Origin of the sequence: Kitasatospora sp. NPDC056800 (assembly GCF_042789775.1) — a bacterium.
Taxonomy (GTDB): domain Bacteria; phylum Actinomycetota; class Actinomycetes; order Streptomycetales; family Streptomycetaceae; genus Kitasatospora.
This window is the reverse complement of the sequence record NZ_JBHUAL010000019.1, coordinates 1-17,219: the sequence shown is the minus strand read 5'-3', so window position 1 is coordinate 17,219 and position 17,219 is coordinate 1. Positions and strand designations below refer to the sequence as shown.

Genomic DNA, 17,219 nt, shown 5'->3' with positions numbered 1-17,219 from the left:
CCGGCCGTCCGACGGCGCCGCGCGCCCCCGTACGAGCCGGTCCGGGGCCGCCGTCACCGTGCTACGCGGGCCGTTGCAGCACCATCAGCGAGCGGTCGGTGAGCCAGAGGGAGTCCCCGGCCTTGACCCGGGCGCCCGTCCCCGGGGCGGGCAGCCGGGACCGGGCGGTGTCGACCACGACCTGCCACTCCTGCCCGTGGTCGGCGGGCACGGTGAACTCCAGCGGCTCGAAGTGGGCGTTGAACAGCAGCAGGAAGGAGTCGTCGACGATCCGCCCGCCGCGCCGGTCCGGTTCGGAGATCGCGTAGCCGTTGAGGAAGACGGTCAGCGACTTGGCGTAGCTGGCGCCCCAGTTGCGCTTGGTCATCTCCTCCCCGGCCGGGGTGAACCAGGCGATGTCGGTGAGGTCGTCGAACCCGCCGACGGCCGGCCCGCCCGGGCCTAGCGCGCCGGGGCCGTGCCCGCCCCGGCCCGGTACGGCGGAGGCGGGCCCGGCCGCCCCCGGCCGCCCGGACACCGGCCGGCCGTGGAAGAACCGCCGCCGCCGGAACACCGGGTGGTCGCGGCGCAGCCAGATCATCCCCTGGGTGAACTCCAGCAGCCGCGCCTGCGGCCCGTCGTCCTGCGGCCAGTGCACCCAGGTGAGCTCGTTGTCCTGGCAGTAGGCGTTGTTGTTGCCCAGCTGGGTGCGGCCGAGCTCGTCGCCGTGCGAGAGCATCGGCACGCCCTGGGAGAGCATCAGGGTGGCGATGAGGTTGCGCTGCTGGCGCGCCCGCAGCTCCTCGACGGCCGGGTCGGCGGAGGGGCCCTCGACGCCGCAGTTCCAGGAGCGGTTGAAGGACTCGCCGTCCCGGTTCTCCTCGCCGTTGGCCTGGTTGTGCTTCTCGTTGTACGAGACCAGGTCGCGCAGGGTGAAACCGTCGTGGCAGGTCACGAAGTTGATCGAGGCGATCGGCCGGCGGCCGTCGTCCTGGTAGAGGTCGGAGGAGCCGGTGAGCCGGGAGCCGAACTCGGCGAGGGCGGCGGTCTCGCCGCGCCACAGGTCCCGCACGGTGTCCCGGTACATGCCGTTCCACTCCGTCCACAGCGGGGGGAAGTTGCCCACCTGGTAGCCGCCCTCGCCGAGGTCCCAGGGCTCGGCGATCAGCTTGGCCTGGGAGACCACCGGGTCCTGCTGGACCAGGTCGAAGAAGGAGGAGAGCCGGTCCACCTCGTGGAACTGCCGGGCGAGGGTGGCGGCGAGGTCGAAGCGGAAGCCGTCGACGTGCATCTCGGTGACCCAGTAGCGCAGCGAGTCCATGATCAGCTGGAGCACGTGCGGGCTGCGCATCAGCAGGCTGTTGCCGGTGCCGGTGGTGTCCTCGTAGAAGCGCTGGTCCCGGGCGAGGCGGTAGTAGGAGACGTTGTCCAGGCCGCGCAGCGACAGTGTCGGCCCCAGGTGGTTGCCCTCGGCGGTGTGGTTGTAGACGACGTCCAGGATCACCTCGATCCCGGCCGCGTGCAGCGCCTTGACCATGGACTTGAACTCCTGCACCTGCTGGCCGCGGTCGCCGGTGGAGGAGTAGGAGGAGTGCGGGGCGAAGAAGCCGACGGTGTTGTAGCCCCAGTAGTTGGCCAGGCCCAGGTCCCGCAGCCGGTGGTCGCGGACGAACTGGTGCACCGGCATCAGCTCGATCGCGGTGACGCCGAGCTTGGCCAGGTGCTCGATCACCGCCGGGTGGGCCAGGCCCGCGTACGTCCCGCGGATCTCCTCGGGGATGCCCGGGTGCAGCCGGGTGAGGCCCTTGACGTGGGCCTCGTAGATGACGGTGCGGTGGTAGTCGGTGCGCGGCGGGCGGTCGGTGCCCCAGTCGAAGTACGGGTTGACGACCACCGAGTGCATGGTGTGCGGGGCGGAGTCGAGGTCGTTGCGGCGCTCGGGGGCGCCGAAGTGGTAGCCGTAGACCGACTCGTCCCAGTCGATGTGGCCGCTCATCGCCTTGGCGTACGGGTCCAGGAGCAGCTTGGCGCTGTTGTGCCGCTGGCCCAGGCCCGGGTTGTACGGACCGTGCACGCGGAAGCCGTAGCGCTGGCCGGGCTGGATGCCCGGGAGGTAGGCGTGCCGGACGAAGGCGTCCGTCTCGCGCAGCTCGACGGCCGTCTCGGAGCCGTCCTCGGCGATCAGGCACAGCTCGATCCGGTCGGCGCTCTCGGAGAACACCGCGAAGTTGACGCCGGCCCCGTCGTAGGTGGCGCCGAGCGGGTAGGGAGTACCGGGCCAGACCTGCATGACTCCTCAACTTCCTTGCTGCCGACGGAAACTGACGTGTAGTCCGATGAGTGGCCCGGCCGTCCGCCCGGACCCGGACGCTCTCTTCCCGGCCGGACGGCCGGGCATGTGCGCAAGCGTGCGCCGTGACGCACGGCACAGTCGCCGTGACGCGCGGCACAGCGCATACTCCCCGAGCCCTCCCCCGGCGTCCGGGAGATCCGGCCCGGGTTGGGCCGAACGAGCGCCCGTCGGGCATTCGTGTGAAGAGTGCTCCCGGTGGTGCGGGAGAGCCCCCGGGCATCCGGCTGCGGGCGGCTCGCGACGGGCAGTACCCTTGATCGTCCGGCCGCCTGGGCCGACTCCCGACAGCCCGTCAACGGTCCCCGCGCCCGCGGGGGTCGGTGCGGCGACCAGATGAGGTGGCGCATGGTGTTCCCCGCCGGCGGCCGCGGCACCGGGCCCGACGGGCCCGGCCGGGGCGCGGCCCGCAGCGAGGCGCCCACGGTGGTCATGCGCCCCACCCTGACCGGCCGGGCCCTGGTGCCCGCCCAGAGCGGCCCCGTCGAGATACCCGCCCTGGCCTGGTCGGCCGCCGAGTGGGAGGACGCCTACCAGCGGGTCCGGCTGTCCGGCCGCGCCTACGTCTGGCTCAACCTGGTCGAACAGCGGCTGCGCGCCCTCGTCGACGAGGTGCTGCACCCGATCTACGCCCCCGCCCACGGCGAGGACTGGGTCACCGCCGCGGCCGGCCCGGCCGGCGAGGAGTGGGCGCACCGGGCCGGCGCCGTGCGCGAGGTCAGCCGCCGCAAGGGCTACCTGCTCGACCCCGCCGACGACGACCCGCTGGTCTTCCTCACCCTGCCCCAGCTGCGCGAACTGATGGTGCAGCACTGGCCCTGCTTCGAGCCGTACCTCGCCGACCGGCGCGAGATCGAACTGGCGCTGGACGAACTGGAGGTGGCCCGGCACGTCGTCTCCCGCAACCGGGTGCTCACCCAGACCGTGCTGGCCCAGACCGAACGCGCCGCCGCCCGGCTGCTGGCCGTGCTGGACGGCGGCGCCGGCGGGGTGCCCGCCGACGTCGTCGAGTCCCTGGTGGCCGGCCGGTACGCGGACGTCGTCGCCGTCCACGCCGACCGGGTCCGGCTCCAGCGCGACCTGCCCGTCGAGGACCTGCTGGACGGCGCCCGGCGGCTGGACGCGCTCGGCATCGGCCTCGGCATGCTCTGCCAGAACTACACCGGCAAGCGCCTGGTGCGCCTCGCCGGCGAAGGCTGCCGGGTCCGGCTGCTCTTCCTCAACCCGGCGAGCAGCGCCGTCCGCCGCCGCGAACGCGAACTCGGCCTCGGGCGCAGCGAGTTGTCCCGCTCCATCGAGATGAACATCATGCACGTACGGCGGGTCCGGGCCCGGCTGCGGGACCAGGGCGGCTTCGAGATCCGGGTCTTCGACGAGACCCCGCGCTTCACCGCCTACCTGGTCGAGGGCCCCCGCACGCCCGGCCAGGCCGGCGGCCGCCGCCAGGGCCGCGACCTCGGCGTCATCCAGCCCTACCTGCGCCGCGCCCGCGGCATGGAGTCCCCGGCCCTGGTGCTGCGCGGCGGCGCCGGCCAGCAGCCCGGCGGCACCGAGCCCGGACTGCTGGAGGTCTACCGCGAGGAGTTCGAGGGCATCTGGGCCGACTCCCGGTCCGTCTCCTAGGCCGGTTGGTCGGGGCGGCGGCGCGGCTGCCAGACTGCGGGCCGTGAACAGCGACCCCGCCTGGAGCCTGCGCCCCGCCACCCCCGACGACCTCGAACCCGTCACGGACCTCAAGGCCCGGGTCATGCGCGCCGACCTGGAACGCCTCGGCCGCTGGGACCCGGCCCGCTCCCGCGAGCGGGTGCGGGCGTCCTTCTCGACCAGGTACACCTCCGTACTCCTGGTCGACCGGGCCTTCGCCGGCTGCGTCACCGTCCGCCCCGACGAGCGGGGCGGACGCCACCTGGAGCTGTTCTACCTGGCCCCGCACCTCCAGGGGCGGGGCCTGGGCACCGCCGTCCTGCGCCACCTCCTCGCCGAGGCCGACGCCGCCGGAGAACCGTTTCGCCTCGTCGTCCTCCGCGGCGGCGCCGCCCAGCGGCTGTACGAACGCCACGGCTTCACCGTCGTCCACGAGGACCCGGTCGACGTCCACCTGCACCGCCCCGTCGGCGGGACCGGAGTCCGCGAAGCCGAAGCCCGCGCCGAAGTCCACGCCGGGACACGACGGCTGACGGCGTAACCGACGGCGCAGCTGACGGCATAACTGGCGGCATAACGATTCCCCCAAACGTCCTGGTCAGGGCCGTGACCCCCGTGGTAGGTGTAGCCCCCGTGAAGATCACGGGGGAGAGCGGGGCCGTACTGCGCCTCGACGACGTACACCGCACCTACGGAACCGGGCCGGAGGCCGTACGGGCACTCAGAGGGGTGGACGTCGAGTTCGCCCGCGGCGGGTTCACCGCCGTCATGGGCCCCTCCGGCTCCGGCAAGAGCACCCTGCTGCAGTGCTGCGCCGGCCTCGACCGGCCCGACAGCGGCCGGGTCACCCTGGACGGGACCGACCTCTCCGGGATGGGCGAGACCGAACTGACGGTGCTGCGCCGCGAACGGATCGGCTTCGTCTTCCAGGCCTTCAACCTGGTCGGCTCGCTCACCGCCGAACAGAACGTCGGCCTGCCGCTGCGGCTGGCCGGCCGCCGACCCGACCCCGCGCAGGTGCGCCGGGCCCTCGCCCAGGTCGGCCTCGGCGAGCGCACCGGACACCTGCCCTCCCAGCTCTCCGGCGGCCAGCAGCAGCGCGTCGCCATCGCCCGCGCCCTGATCACCCGGCCCCGGATGCTGTTCGCCGACGAGCCGACCGGCGCCCTCGACTCCGCCAGCAGCCGGGACGTCCTCGCCCTGCTGCGCGACCTCGTCGACCGCGAGGGCCAGAGCACCGTCATGGTCACCCACGACCCCGTCGCCGCCGGCTACGCCGACCGCGTCCTCTTCCTCGCCGACGGCCGGATCGTCGACGACCTGCCCCGCCCCACCGCCCAGCAGGTCGCCGAGCGGATGACCGCCCTGGAGACGGCGGCATGACCTCACCGCTCACCCTGCTGCCCGTCGCCGCCGCGAGCCTGCGCCGCCGCAAGGCCGCCTTCGCCGGCTCCTACGTCGCCCTCACCCTCGGCGTCCTGCTCGTCGCCACCACCGGCAGCCTGCTGAACGAGACCGCCGGCGACGACTCCCCGCTCGGCGCGCCCTCCCTGCACAAGGTGCTCCAGTTCACCGCCGCGATGGCCGCCTTCGTCGCGGTCTTCGTCGTCGCCGGAACCTTCGCCTTCGCCGTCGCCCAGCGCCGCCAGGAGATCGCGATGCTGCGCGCCGTCGGCGCCACACCGCGGCAGATCGTCCAGCTGATCACCGGCGAGGCCGCCGCCGTCGCCCTCGCCGCCGCCGTCAGCGGCTGCCTGCTCTCGCTGCCCGGCGCCCCCGCCCTCGCCGCCTGGCTGGCCGCCCGCGGCGCCGCCCCCGACGGGTTCACCGCGCGCCCCGCCGCCGGGCCGATGCTGCTCGCCGCCGCCGTCGGCCTGCTCGTCGCCCTGCTCGGCGCCGTCACCGCCGCCCTGCGGGCCGGCCGGGTGCGCGCCGTCGAGGCGCTCGGCGACGCCGCCGCCGACCGCCGGGTCATGACCCCGCTGCGCTGGACCGGCGCGCTGCTCGGCCTGACCGCCCTGGCCGCCACCGTCGGCTACTACCTGGCCGCGCCCACCCTGCCCGCCGCCCCCGGCGACCAGCCCGCCGACCCGCAACTCGCCTCCCAGTGGGTCCTCGGCGCCGACCTGCTCGCCATCACCGTGCTCGCCCTGTTCGCACCGGCCGTCGTCCCGCCGCTGCTGCGGCTGCTCAGCGCCCCGCTCACCCGGGCCGTCGCCGCCGCCCCGCTGCTCGCCCGGCAGAACGCCCTCACCGCCGTGCGCCGCACCGTCTCCACCGCCACCCCGGCCTTCCTCACCATCGCGCTCACCGGCACCGTGATCGGCTCCACCGCCGCCTTCGCCGACGCCATGACCGCCCAGAACCGGGCCACCACCGCCGCCCGGTACGTGCTGCGCCCCGCCGCCGCCCCGCTGCCCGCCGACGCCGCCCACCGGCTCACCGCCGCCCGGCCCGACCTGCACGCCACCGCCACCACCGCCACCGTGGTCACCGGCCTCGGCGCCGCCACCGCCGACTTCGACGACCACGGCGAGGACTCGCCCGCGAGCGTGCCCTCCGCCGCCACCGTCGTCGACGGCGACCTCGCCACCGCCTGGACCCTGCCCGCCGTCGACGGCAGCGCCGCCGACCTGCACGGCGCCACCCTCGCCGCCTCCACCGACCAGGCCCGCGGCCACGGCTGGAAGCTCGGCGACCAGGTCAACCTGCGCCTCGCCGACGGCACCGTCACCAGCCTGCGGCTCGCCCTGGTCTACCGCACCCAGCTCGGCCTGGACGAGGTCCTGCTCAGCGGCGAGGCCGCCGCCGGCCACCTCGCCGACGCCCGCCCCGCCGCCGTCCACCTCGACGCCGAACCGGCCGACCGGCTCGGCGGCACCCTCACCGACGCGCGCGACCCAGGACCCGACCCCGGCGCCCACTACGCCTGGATCGCCACCACCACGATCCTCGGGCCCGCCCTGCTCTACGCGCTGATCGCCATCGTCAACACCATGGTGATGAGCACCGCCGACCGCCGCCGCGACTTCGCCGTCCTGCGGCTGGCCGGGACGGTGCGCCGCCAGGTGACGTGGATGGTCGCCCTGGAGGCCGTCCTGGTCGTCGCCACCGCCGCCCTGCTCGCCCTCGCCGTCACCGCGCTCACCCAGTACGGCACCACCGCGCTGCTCAACCACCGCGTCCTGGCCGGCCAGGCCGCCGTCCCCCTCCGCCTGCCCTGGACCCCGCTCGCCGCGAGTACCCTCCTGTGCCTGCTGCTCGCCGTCGCCTCCAGCGTCCTCCCCACCCGCCTCGCCCTCCCCACCCGGCCCCCGGCCCGGTAGCGCGTGCCTCCCGTCACGCCCGGCCGGGTCGGGCGTGACGGGCTGTCAGTACGTCCACGGGTTCAGCACGGTCGCACCGGTCCGCGCCAGGTGCTTGACGTTGCGGCTGACGAGCGTCCAGCCGTTCGCGATGGCCGTGGCCGCGATCAGCGCGTCGGGCGGATCGATGGTGGCCCCGAGGCTCTTGAGTCGACGGTGAACGGAGAGGTATGCGGCGGCCTCCCGCTCTCCGATGACGGCGATCCGCCCCTCGTACTCCGCCCGGAGGCCGTCGAGGACCCGTCCGAGAGCGGCCTGACGCGCCGGGTCGGAGACGGCTCTGACGCCTGCCTCGATCTCCGCGACGGTGATGACGCTGAGGGAGTGCTCGGTGGCCGGGACGGACCGGGCCCATGCGATGACGGCGGGGGCCGGCTTCGGCCGCGTGGTGATTTCGGCGACCACGTTCGTGTCCAGCAGATAGGTCACTCGGGGTCGCCCTCGTCGTCGTAGGAGCGCGCCCCGAACTCCAGCCCGTCGAAGGGCGTCGTCAGGAGGAAGTCCAGGAAGCCGTCGGTGCCCAGCGTCGCCCAGCGGTGCAGCATCGCGGGAAGCGCGTCGATGTCGGTGTCGGCGAGCTCGGCGTCGAAGTGTTCGACCTGGTCCTCGGGCAGTGACCCGCGGATCTCTCTGATGGTCCGCAGCGGATGGGGCTCGTCGTGCCGGTGAGGGGGCACGGGCAGGTTCGGGGCGGTACTCATGGTCGGCTCCTTCGTGCGGGTCCGAGGGACAGCGTAGGGCGACCGGGTCCATGATCGGGCTCCCCGCGGGACGGGTTGTCGGTGGGGCGGGTGATGATAGGGGCTGTTTCGAGAGGCAGGACGGAAGGACACACCTGATGAGCTGGTGGCAGCAGCCACTGGTCGGCTTCGACCTGGAGACCACGGGCACCGACCCGGCCGTGGACCGCATCGTCACGGCCGCGCTCGTGGACACCGTCGGGGCCGCCCGGGTGGACGCCGCGCACTGGCTGATCGACCCGGGGGTGCCGATACCCGCCGAGGCGGAGGCGATCCACGGGATCGGGGACGAGGTGGCGCGGAGCAAGGGCAGGCCGGCGAAGGAGGCGGTGGAGGAGATAGCCGCCGCGCTGTGCGAGCGGATCGCCGCCGGGCGGCCGGTCGTGGCGTTCAACGCGCCGTTCGACCTGTCGCTGCTCGACGCCGAGCTGCGCCGGCACGGGCTGGCGACGCTCGCCGAGCGCCTGGGGCGGCCGGTCGGGCCGGTGCTGGACGCGCTGGTGATCGACCGGGCCGTGGACAAGTACCGCAAGGGCTCGCGCACCCTGCAACGGGTCTGCGAGCTGTACGGGGTGGAGCTGACGGACGCCCACGAGGCGGGCAGCGACGCGCTGGCCGCCGTCCGGGTCGCCGTCGCGCTGGCCGGGCGCTACCCGGCCGAGGTGGGGGCGGTGCCGCTCGCGGAACTGCACCGCCGGCAGATCGACTGGTACCGGCAGTGGGCCGAGGGCCTCCAGGCCTGGCTGCGCCGCGGCAAGGACCCGCAGGCGGTGGTCGACCCGCGCTGGCCCGCCCGGTGAGGCCCGCCGGCCGCGTCCCCGACCTCACGGGACGGAACACCTAGGCCTGCGGTCGGACACCCTCCGGCGGGGGCACGATGGCGGCCTCGGCGGTGTCCGGCGCGAGCGGGTCGTAGCGGACGGTCATCAGCTGTCCGACCCTCGGCGCGAGGTAGGCCTGGATGCGGATCGCGCAGACCAGGCTGCGCTGGACGCCGTCGGGGGTGGTGTAGCCGACGGTGAGCCGGAACTGGGGCTGGGCGTAGCCGCTGGGCTCGCCGGGCTGGACGGCGGTGACGGTGCCGGCGGTGCTCACCCCGTGGGCGGCGAGCCGGTCGGCGACCGTCCGGGCGGCGCGGTACGCGCGGTGCTGCGCGCGGAGCCGGGACTCGGAGTGGACGACCAGCGGCAGGGTGAGCGCCGCCAGGATCACGAGGGCGGGCAGGGCGGGCCGGTACGGTCCGCCGGGGCCGAAGGCCGCGCCGAGCGGCCCGAGCAGCAGGGCGAGGAACAGCACGCCGCCGGGGGGAAGCCGGTTCGGGGCCCCGGCTCCGGGGGAGCGGCCGACCCGGCCCGCCGCCAGCATGCCGGTCAGCCAGCAGAACAGGGCGCCGGCCCAGTACGCCTGGGTGGCGGCCGAGCCGAGGCAGAGCTGCTGGGTGCAGGTCTCCGGTTCCCGGTAGGCGACCACCCCGGCCGCGAACAGCCGGCCGGCCACCGCGCACAGCGCCAGCAGGAGCAGTGCCGCGATCGCCCGGCCGAAGCCCAGGCGCGGTTCCAGGTACGGGAGTTGCTTGCTCGACGGGGGACCGGCAGTCATGCCCGGAGGCTAGTGCGACGGCCGGGGCGGGCGGTACGCGCGCCCGCGGTCCGGTCGGTGAACGAGGGGGAAACTCCGCGGCGGCGGGCCCCGACGGCCCTACGCGGCAGGGAAGTCGAAGGTGTAGCCCTGGGCGACCAGCCAGGGCAGCAGCTGCTTGAGCGCGGCCACGGTCTGGCCGCGGTCGCCGCCCCCGTCGTGCATCAGGACCACGCCGCCGGGCTTGAGCTGCTTCTGCACGGCCGAGACGATCGCCGGCGTCCCCGGGCGGGCCCAGTCGCGCGGGTCGACGGACCAGCCGAGCGAGGACATCCCGAGGCTCGCGGTGATGTGCTCGTTGTCGGCGTTGAAGCCGCCGCCCGGGGCGCGGAACCAGCCGACCTCGGTGCCGGGGCCGCCCGCCTGGAGGATCATGTTCCGGGCGGCGGTGATCTCGTACGCGGCCTTGTCGTGGGGGAGCTTGGCGAAGGGCTGCGGGTGGTGGACGCTGTGGTCGCAGAGCCGGTGCCCGGCGGCCAGGATCCGCTTGACCATGGCGGGGTTGGCGGCGGCGTTCTGGCCGATCTGGCAGAAGGTGGCCTTGGCGTGGTATTGGGCCAGCAGGTCGAGGACCTGGCCGGTGGCGGGGCCGGGGCCGTCGTCGAAGGTGAGCGCGACGGTGCGGCCGCCGGAGGCGGTGGAGCCGATCACGGTGCCCGCCCCGGTGTGCGGGGGCGGCGCGGCGGGCGAGGACGGGTCGGCGGCCGGTGCGGTCGGGGTGGCCGGTGCGGTGGGCGTGGTGGAGAGGGGGGTGCCGGTGGCCGCGGGCGGGTGCGGCTTGGCCGGCGCCGACGGGGAGGAAGGGGAGGCGGGGGAGGCGGCCGGGGAGCCCGCGCCCGGCGGCACGGCGTCGGAGCCGGGGGTCGGCGTGAGGGCGGTCGCCGCCGTCCCGCTCGGCCGGGCGTCGGCCGGGGACGCCGTCCCGGAGGTCGCCGCCGCGCTCGGCGGCTGGAGCGCCCCGCTGGCGGTCCCGCACGCGGTCAGCCCCAGGGCGGCGGCCACCGCGGCACAGCCCGCGAGCAGCCGGCGCCGGGATCGGGACAGTCGGTTCGGGGCGGAGGGGCGGCGGGCGGTCCGGTGCATGGCGGCGGCTCCTGAGGTGCGAGTACGGTGCCGATCTCTCGGGTCAGGATGACTGTCCGATAGGACGCCGATCGTACGTGCACCGGTTGCCGACCGGACCGAACCGCCGTAAGAGTCTTCTCACACTCGCCCCGGTGGCGGCCCCGCGCCGCCGCGGGTACCGGAGGCGCCCGTCAGAACGGGTACCAGCGCACCTCGGTGGCCCCGTCCCGCAGCGAGTCGACCCGGCGCCGGAACTCCTTCAGCGCGGCCGGGTTGCTGGCCGCCTGCTGCGCCACCCAGGAGGCGCTGGCCGTCTCCCGGGCGCCGCGCAGCACCGTGAAGCCCGGCCACTCGCGCACGTCCCAGCCGTACGCCTCGGTGAACGCGCGGTACTCCTCGGCGGGCACGCCGTACCGGTCCTGGCTGAGCGCGAGGACCACCAGGTCGTGCTCGCGCAGGTCGTTCGCCATGAACTCCAGGTCGAGCAGCACCGGCCCGTCCGGGCCGACGTGGATGTTGCGCGGCAGCGCGTCGCCGTGGATCACCCCGGGGTGCAGCCGCGGGACGAGGTCGGGCAGGGCGGCCTCGAAGGCGTCGCGGCGGTGGCGCAGGAAGGCGACGTCCGTCGGGTCGACGTGGCCCTCGGCGGAGGCCAGCCAGCGCTCGACCGGGGCCAGCAGGTCGCGCCGGCCGAGGGTGAAGGGCGGCGGCGGCAGCTGGTGCAGGGCGCGCAGCAGCGGGGCGAGGTCGACCGGGCGGGCGGGCCGGACGGCGGGCGCGAGCCGGTGCCAGAAGGTGACGGGGTGGCCGTCGGCCAGCTGCGGCTCGGGCGCCACCGCGTCGTACGGGCGGACCACCGGCACGTCCTGGCCGGCCAGCCAGTGGGCGAGCGCCAGCTCCCGGTGCGCCCGGTCGTACAGCTCGGGACCGCGGCCGACCTTGGCGACCACGGCCGGGTCGCCGAGGTCGAAGACGGCGTTCTCGCCGAGCGCGAGCAGTGTGGCCCCGTCGGGGGCGGCCAGCCCGGCCGACTCGCAGGCCTGGGCGAGGAGCAGCCGGGCGCGGCCCTCGTCGAAGGGGATCATGACTGGGGTTCCCATTCCGCCGACGTTCATCCGGGGGACCCCGGACGGTGATCATCATGACGCACGGACGCCGGGCCCCGCGCGCTGCGGGGCCCGGCACCGGACGCGTCGGGCGGGTGGGACAAGCCGGACGGGTCGGACAGGTCGAACGGGTCGGGGAGGCCGGGGAGGCTCAGACCCCGGCCCGGCGGTGGCGGGCCCCCTCCGTCGGCCCGACGGGTTGGGCGGGCAGGCCCCGGTCGGCGCCGGCGGGCGGGACGGGCTCGCCGTGCGAGAGGTCCGGCAGCCAGTTCAGCCAGCGCGGCAGGTACCAGTTGCGGTCGCCCAGCAGGGTCATCACCGAGGGCAGCAGCACCCCGCGGATCACCGTGGCGTCGATCAGCACCGCGACCGCGAGGCCGACGCCCATCTGCTTCATCACCTGCATGGACAGCGAGCCGAAGACCGAGAACACCGCCACCATGATCACCGCGGCGCTGGTGACCACCCCGGCCGTGGAGCGGATGCCGTCGGCGATCGCGGCCCGGGTCGGCAGGCCGCGGTCGTGGCCCTCCTTGATCCGGGAGACCACGAACACGTGGTAGTCCATCGAGAGCCCGAAGAGGATCACGAAGAGGAACAGCGGCACCCAGGACTCCACCGCGCCGACCCCGGCGGTGCCCAGCAGCGAGGCGCCCACGCCGTGCTGGAAGACCAGGGTCAGCACCCCGTACGCGGCGCCGACCGAGAGCAGGTTGAGCACCACGGCGGTGGCCGCGACGACCGGGGAGCGGAAGGTGGTGAGCATCAGCAGGAAGGCGAGGACGACCACGAAGCCGAAGACCAGCGGCATCGAGTCGCCCATCTTCCGGTTGAAGTCGTACGACCCGGCGGTGTCGCCGGTGACCGGGGCCTCGGTGCCGGGCACCGTGAGGACGGTGGCGGGCACCAGCTCCTCGCGCAGGGTCCGCAGGGCGTCGTTGCTGGTGGCGTCGTTGCCGGTGCCGTTGAGCGGGATGTCGACGGTGGCGACGTTCCTGTCGGCGTGCACCGTGACCTCCACCGGTCCGTGCATCCGCCCGCTCGCCAGGGCCTTCGCCTTGAGGTCGGCGATCGCGGCGGTCATCGCGGGGGAGTCGATGTCGGCGGCCTTGATCACGACGGTGGCGGGGGCGGGGCTGCCGGGGAAGGCGGCCTCGATCTTCTGCGAGGCGGCGACCAGGGCGTTGCCCGCGGGCAGCTGCTGCTGGAAGGTCAGCTTGGCGGTGTGCATGGTGAGCAGCGGCGCGGCCAGGGCCAGCAGGAAGGCGCCGGCGAGCAGGGTGGCGGCCAGCGGGCGGCGCAGCACCGGGGTCAGCACCGCGTTCCAGAAGCGTCCGCCGGTCCGCGCGGCGTCCGGGCGGCGCAGCTTGGCGAGGAACGGCACCCGGCCCTTCTCGACCCGGTCGCCGAGCATCGACAGCAGCGCGGGCAGCACGGTGAGCGAGCCGAGCACGGCGGTGATCACGACCAGGATGGTGGCGAAGGCCATCGCCTTGAAGGTGGCGATCCCGGTGAGGAACATCCCGGCCATGGCGACCACCACGGTGACGCCGGAGACCAGCACCGCCCGGCCGCTGGTGGCGGCGGCCACGGCCAACGCGGTGGCGGCGTCGCGCCCGGCGGCCCGCTCCTCGCGTTCGCGGCGCAGGTAGAAGAGGCAGTAGTCGACGCCGACGGCGAGGCCGACCAGCAGCATCACCGAGGAGGCGTCGCCGCTGGTGTGCAGGAAGCCGCTGCCGAGCGCGACCAGTCCGGCGGCCGCGACGAAGGCGGTGAGCGCGAGCACCACCGGCAGCACGGCGGCGACCAGCGCGCCGAAGGCGACCAGCAGGATGCCGAGGGCGAGCGGCACGGCCGTCCACTCGGCGCGGGCGAAGTCGTTCCCGACCTGGTCCCGCATCCACTTGCCGGAGCTGGCGTCGCCGAGCTGGACGACGGTGAGGCCCGGGTGCTGCCTCTGCACGCCGGCCACCGCGTCCAGCACCGGCTGGACCTGGTCGGCGGCCTCGGTGCGGTCGCCCTTGAGGGTCAGCGTCACGAGCGCGGAGTGGCCGTCGGCGGAGACCGCTTTGGTGTCGTACGGCGAGCGGACCTCGGCGGCCCGGCCGGTGCCGTTCACGGCGGCGACCACCTGGCCGACGGCGGTGCGGAACTCCGGGTCGTCGGCGGTGCGGGTGGCGCTCTGGACCAGGACGGTCTCGCCGGCCGGGCTCTTCAGCCCGGCCTCGTCGAGGATCCGCGCGGCCCGGGAGACCTGTCCGGGGACCGACTCGGCGTCGGTGATCCTGACGCTGCCGTGGGCGGAGCCGAGCGCGGCGGCCAGGACGACGAAGAGCAGCCAGCCGAACACGGCGGTCTTGCGGTGCCGGGCGCTCCAGGCGCCCATCGCGGCCGCCAGGCCGAGTCTGGACTTCACGGGCTTCACGGTGGTTTCCCCCCCTGGGAGAGCGGCGGTCGTCGCCGGACGGGAGCGGCGGGGGCCCTGGGTCGGGGGACCGCCGCTCTGGGGTGCGCCGGCTGCGCTCCGGCGTCCCGATCGACAGTAGGGAAGCCGGTCCTGACGGGTAATCCGGCTGGCGGGTGGCCGTTTCCTGGTGCTTCCTTCGGGGCCCGGGTGGGGTTTTCCCTACCCTCCGACCCCGAGATCTCCTCCTGGGGGGTAGGGGATGCTCCTCCACCCTGAGGGGGAGATGACTCCACCCGGAGCACGAGGTCAGGAGGGGTGCGTCCGGGAGAGACTGGGCCGGGGCCGCTTCGGGCGGCCCGACGGGGGTTGAAGCACACGGGGGCTCCTTGCCGGGCGGCAAGCAAGTACTCGTAGGATGATGCCCCAAACCTACTTACCTGCCGACCGGCAAGGGAGTGCCCTCGGCACTCCCCGCGCCGGTCCTGCCGTCGCCCAGCGTCCCGTCCCCCAAGGGCTGCGGTGAACCATGCCCAGGAGGCACACGAGCATGTTCCACCGACTAGGACAATTCGTCGTACGCCGCCCCTGGTGGGTGATCGGCGCATGGCTGATCGCCGCGGTCGCGATCGTCGCGACCGCCCCGCCGCTGAAGGCGAACACCGACGAGGCCGCCTTCCTGCCCAAGCACTACGAGTCCATCCAGGCCGCCGAGCTCCAGCAGAAGGCCTTCCCGTCCAACATCTCGCCGTCCGCGCTGCTGCTCTTCGAGCGCACCGACGGCGGCAAGCTGGACGAGGGCGACGCGGCGACCATGGCCAAGGTCACCCAGGGGCTGGCCGACAAGAAGATCCCGCTGGTCGAGCTGGTCGTCCCGGTCTCTCCGGCGTCCTACTCCCAGGACCACAAGTACGCGATGTCGATGGTCTCCATCGACAAGACCAAGATGCAGTCGGACGAGTTCACCGACGCCGCGAAGAAGCTCCGCGACGAGGGCACCGCGCTCGCCTCCGGCAGCACCCTGAAGTTCCAGGTCGGCGGCCCGGCCGCGATGAACCTGGACCAGAAGGACGCCGGCAAGACGGCCGGCATGCTCATCGGCCTCGGCACGGTCGTGATCATCCTGCTCACGCTCGGGATCATCTTCCGCAGCCCGATCATCGCGCTGCTGCCGATCCTCTCGGTGATCATCTACTCGATGGTCGCCAACGGCCTGATCGCGGACGCCAGCAAGCTGTTCGGGCTCAAGGCCGACAACTCGATGGAACAGATCCTCACCGTCGTGCTCTACGGCGTCGGTACCGACTACTTCCTGTTCCTGATGTTCCGCTACCGCGAGCGGCTGCGGGCCGGTGACGACCGCAAGCAGGCCGTCGCCAACGCCGTCGGCCGGGTCGGCGAGGCGATCGCCTCCGCCGCCGGTGCCGTCGTGGTCGCCTTCGCCGTGCTCGTCCTGTCCAGCCTCGGCATGTTCAAGGCGCTCGGCCCGTCGCTGGCCATCGCGGTGGCCGTCACGGCGATCGCCTCGGTCACCCTGGTGCCCGCGATCCTCTGCCTGATCCCCGAGAAGGTCCTGTTCTGGCCCTCCAAGGCCTGGCAGCGCGAGCCGTCCAACGCCCGCTTCGCCGCGATGGGCCGCAGCGTCGGCCGCCGCCCGGGCGCCGCCGCCCTGCTCTCCGGCCTGGTGATGGCCGGCCTCGCGGTCGCCGCGCTCGGCTACCAGGGCACCTTCGACATGGCCGGCAGCTCGATGCCGAAGACCAAGGAGTCGATGGTCGTCCAGGACACCATGATCAAGGCCTACTCGGCCGGTGCCGCCGACCCCGCGCACATCTACCTGACCAGCCAGAACGGCAACAAGATCGACGTCGCCGGGCTCAAGGGCTACGTGGCGGACCTGGGCAAGGTGGACGGCGTCTCCAGCGCGGCCCTGCCGGACCCGGAGCACGGGGTCAGCAAGGACGGGCTCACCGCCGACATCACCGTCGTCCTCAAGGACGAGGCGGCCAGCAACAAGGCCATCGACACCATCGGCGAGGTCCGCAAGGTCGCCCACGACCACGCGCCCGCCGGCACCAAGGCCTACGTCGCCGGCACCACCTCCGTGTACAAGGACATCAACACGGCGATGGCCCACGACTACAGCCTGGTCTTCCCGATAGCCGCCGTCCTGATCATGGTGATCCTCGGACTGCTGCTGCGCAGCGTGGTCGCCCCCTGGTACCTGATGGCCTCGGTCGGCCTCGGCTTCGGCGCCACCCTCGGTGCCACCACCCTGCTGTTCCAGAACATCAAGGGCGAGCAGGGCCTGATGTTCATGCTGCCGATCCTGATCTACCTGTTCGTGGTCGCGCTCGGCACCGACTACAACATCCTGATGATCGCCCGACTGCGCGAGGAGGCCCAGGAGGGCCGCAGCCCCCGCGAGGCGGCGAGCCAGGCGATCCGGCACGCCGGCCCGACGGTGGCCGCCGCCGGGTTCATCCTGGCCGCGACCTTCGCCACCATGCTGCTGGCCGGCAACACGATGATGAGCGAGATGGGCTTCTCGATCGCCATCGGCATCCTCATCGCGGCCTTCGTGATGGCGATGTTCTTCACCCCGGCGCTCACCGCGCTGCTCGGCCACCGCGCCTGGTGGCCCGGCCACGCGGACGCCCCGGGCCACGGCCACGGCCACGGTCACGGCGAGGGCCCGGCCCCGGTGGCCGGCGCCCACGGGATGCCGGAGCCGGCCGGCCGGCGCTGAGCCGACCGGGTCGGTGTGAACGGTGCCCTGACCCGGCCCTGACCGGGTCGGTACGAACAGGCGGGGGCCCCCAACGGCGGGGCGGCGCGGCCCCGGTTGCGAGGGCACCCAACGTGATCTCCGGGGCGGGAAAAAGCCCGGTCCACCCCCGGGGCACCGTGCTACAGTAGAAGCAGTTG

The 17,219-nt window shown here is 74.1% G+C and carries 13 protein-coding genes; 6 read left to right on the top strand and 7 right to left on the bottom strand.

The window, feature by feature from the left end; all coding sequences use genetic code 11:
* Positions 1 to 61: 61 nt before the first annotated feature.
* Entirely contained in the window at positions 62 to 2,269 is a 2,208-nt protein-coding gene (gene glgX, locus ACFRQN_RS06660) for a glycogen debranching protein GlgX (RefSeq protein ID WP_380738730.1), read from the bottom strand.
* A 408-nt stretch (positions 2,270 to 2,677) separates the two neighbouring features.
* On the opposite strand from glgX, the gene ACFRQN_RS06655 reads away from it, so the two are divergent.
* From ACFRQN_RS06655 to ACFRQN_RS06640, 4 genes are all read left to right on the top strand, one after another.
* Entirely contained in the window at positions 2,678 to 3,952 is a 1,275-nt protein-coding gene (locus ACFRQN_RS06655) for an SAV2148 family HEPN domain-containing protein (RefSeq protein ID WP_063780326.1), read from the top strand.
* A gap of 43 nt (positions 3,953 to 3,995) precedes the next feature.
* Positions 3,996 to 4,514 (top strand): GNAT family N-acetyltransferase, encoded by a 519-nt coding sequence (locus tag ACFRQN_RS06650; RefSeq protein WP_380738728.1) that lies wholly within the window; start codon positions 3,996 to 3,998, stop codon positions 4,512 to 4,514.
* Positions 4,515 to 4,612: 98 nt separating this feature from the next.
* Positions 4,613 to 5,356, top strand: a complete 744-nt coding sequence (locus ACFRQN_RS06645) for an ABC transporter ATP-binding protein (RefSeq protein ID WP_369808346.1) — start codon at positions 4,613 to 4,615, stop codon at positions 5,354 to 5,356.
* Positions 5,353 to 7,299, top strand: coding sequence for an FtsX-like permease family protein (locus ACFRQN_RS06640; RefSeq protein WP_380738726.1), 1,947 nt, complete (start codon positions 5,353 to 5,355; stop codon positions 7,297 to 7,299). The genes ACFRQN_RS06645 and ACFRQN_RS06640 overlap by 4 nt, the downstream gene beginning before the upstream one ends.
* A 45-nt stretch (positions 7,300 to 7,344) precedes the next feature.
* Here the strand turns inward: ACFRQN_RS06640 and ACFRQN_RS06635 are convergent, their stop codons facing one another.
* Together ACFRQN_RS06635 and ACFRQN_RS06630 are read right to left on the bottom strand one after the other, a co-directional pair.
* The gene (locus ACFRQN_RS06635) at positions 7,345 to 7,767 is read right to left on the bottom strand and encodes a type II toxin-antitoxin system VapC family toxin (RefSeq protein ID WP_375873929.1); all 423 of its coding nucleotides are present in this window, start codon (positions 7,765 to 7,767) and stop codon (positions 7,345 to 7,347) included.
* Entirely contained in the window at positions 7,764 to 8,039 is a 276-nt protein-coding gene (locus ACFRQN_RS06630; RefSeq protein WP_375873928.1) for a hypothetical protein, read from the bottom strand. Before ACFRQN_RS06630 ends, ACFRQN_RS06635 begins: the two co-directional genes overlap by 4 nt.
* A gap of 137 nt (positions 8,040 to 8,176) precedes the next feature.
* On the opposite strand from ACFRQN_RS06630, the gene ACFRQN_RS06625 reads away from it, so the two are divergent.
* Positions 8,177 to 8,878: an exonuclease domain-containing protein gene (locus tag ACFRQN_RS06625; RefSeq protein WP_049659490.1), complete on the top strand. Its 702-nt coding sequence runs from the start codon at positions 8,177 to 8,179 to the stop codon at positions 8,876 to 8,878.
* A 40-nt stretch (positions 8,879 to 8,918) separates the two neighbouring features.
* On the opposite strand, the gene ACFRQN_RS06620 is transcribed toward ACFRQN_RS06625, so the two are convergent.
* The 4 genes from ACFRQN_RS06620 to ACFRQN_RS06605 form a co-directional block, all read right to left on the bottom strand.
* Complete coding sequence (locus ACFRQN_RS06620; RefSeq protein WP_380738723.1) at positions 8,919 to 9,677, bottom strand: DUF3592 domain-containing protein; 759 nt, start codon at positions 9,675 to 9,677, stop codon at positions 8,919 to 8,921.
* Positions 9,678 to 9,776: 99 nt separating this feature from the next.
* Positions 9,777 to 10,799: a polysaccharide deacetylase family protein gene (locus ACFRQN_RS06615; protein ID WP_380738721.1), complete on the bottom strand. Its 1,023-nt coding sequence runs from the start codon at positions 10,797 to 10,799 to the stop codon at positions 9,777 to 9,779.
* 173 nt (positions 10,800 to 10,972) lie between these two features.
* On the bottom strand, positions 10,973 to 11,881 hold the full coding sequence (locus tag ACFRQN_RS06610) for a phosphotransferase enzyme family protein (protein WP_380738719.1): 909 nt from the start codon (positions 11,879 to 11,881) through the stop codon (positions 10,973 to 10,975).
* 157 nt (positions 11,882 to 12,038) lie between these two features.
* Positions 12,039 to 14,273 carry an MMPL family transporter gene (locus ACFRQN_RS06605; protein WP_380738788.1) on the bottom strand — a complete coding sequence of 745 codons (2,235 nt, stop codon included), beginning with the start codon at positions 14,271 to 14,273 and terminating at the stop codon, positions 12,039 to 12,041.
* A 568-nt stretch (positions 14,274 to 14,841) separates the two neighbouring features.
* Between ACFRQN_RS06605 and ACFRQN_RS06600 the strand changes: the two genes are divergently transcribed.
* Positions 14,842 to 17,040: an MMPL family transporter gene (locus tag ACFRQN_RS06600; RefSeq protein WP_380738717.1), complete on the top strand. Its 2,199-nt coding sequence runs from the start codon at positions 14,842 to 14,844 to the stop codon at positions 17,038 to 17,040.
* Positions 17,041 to 17,219: the final 179 nt, after the last annotated feature.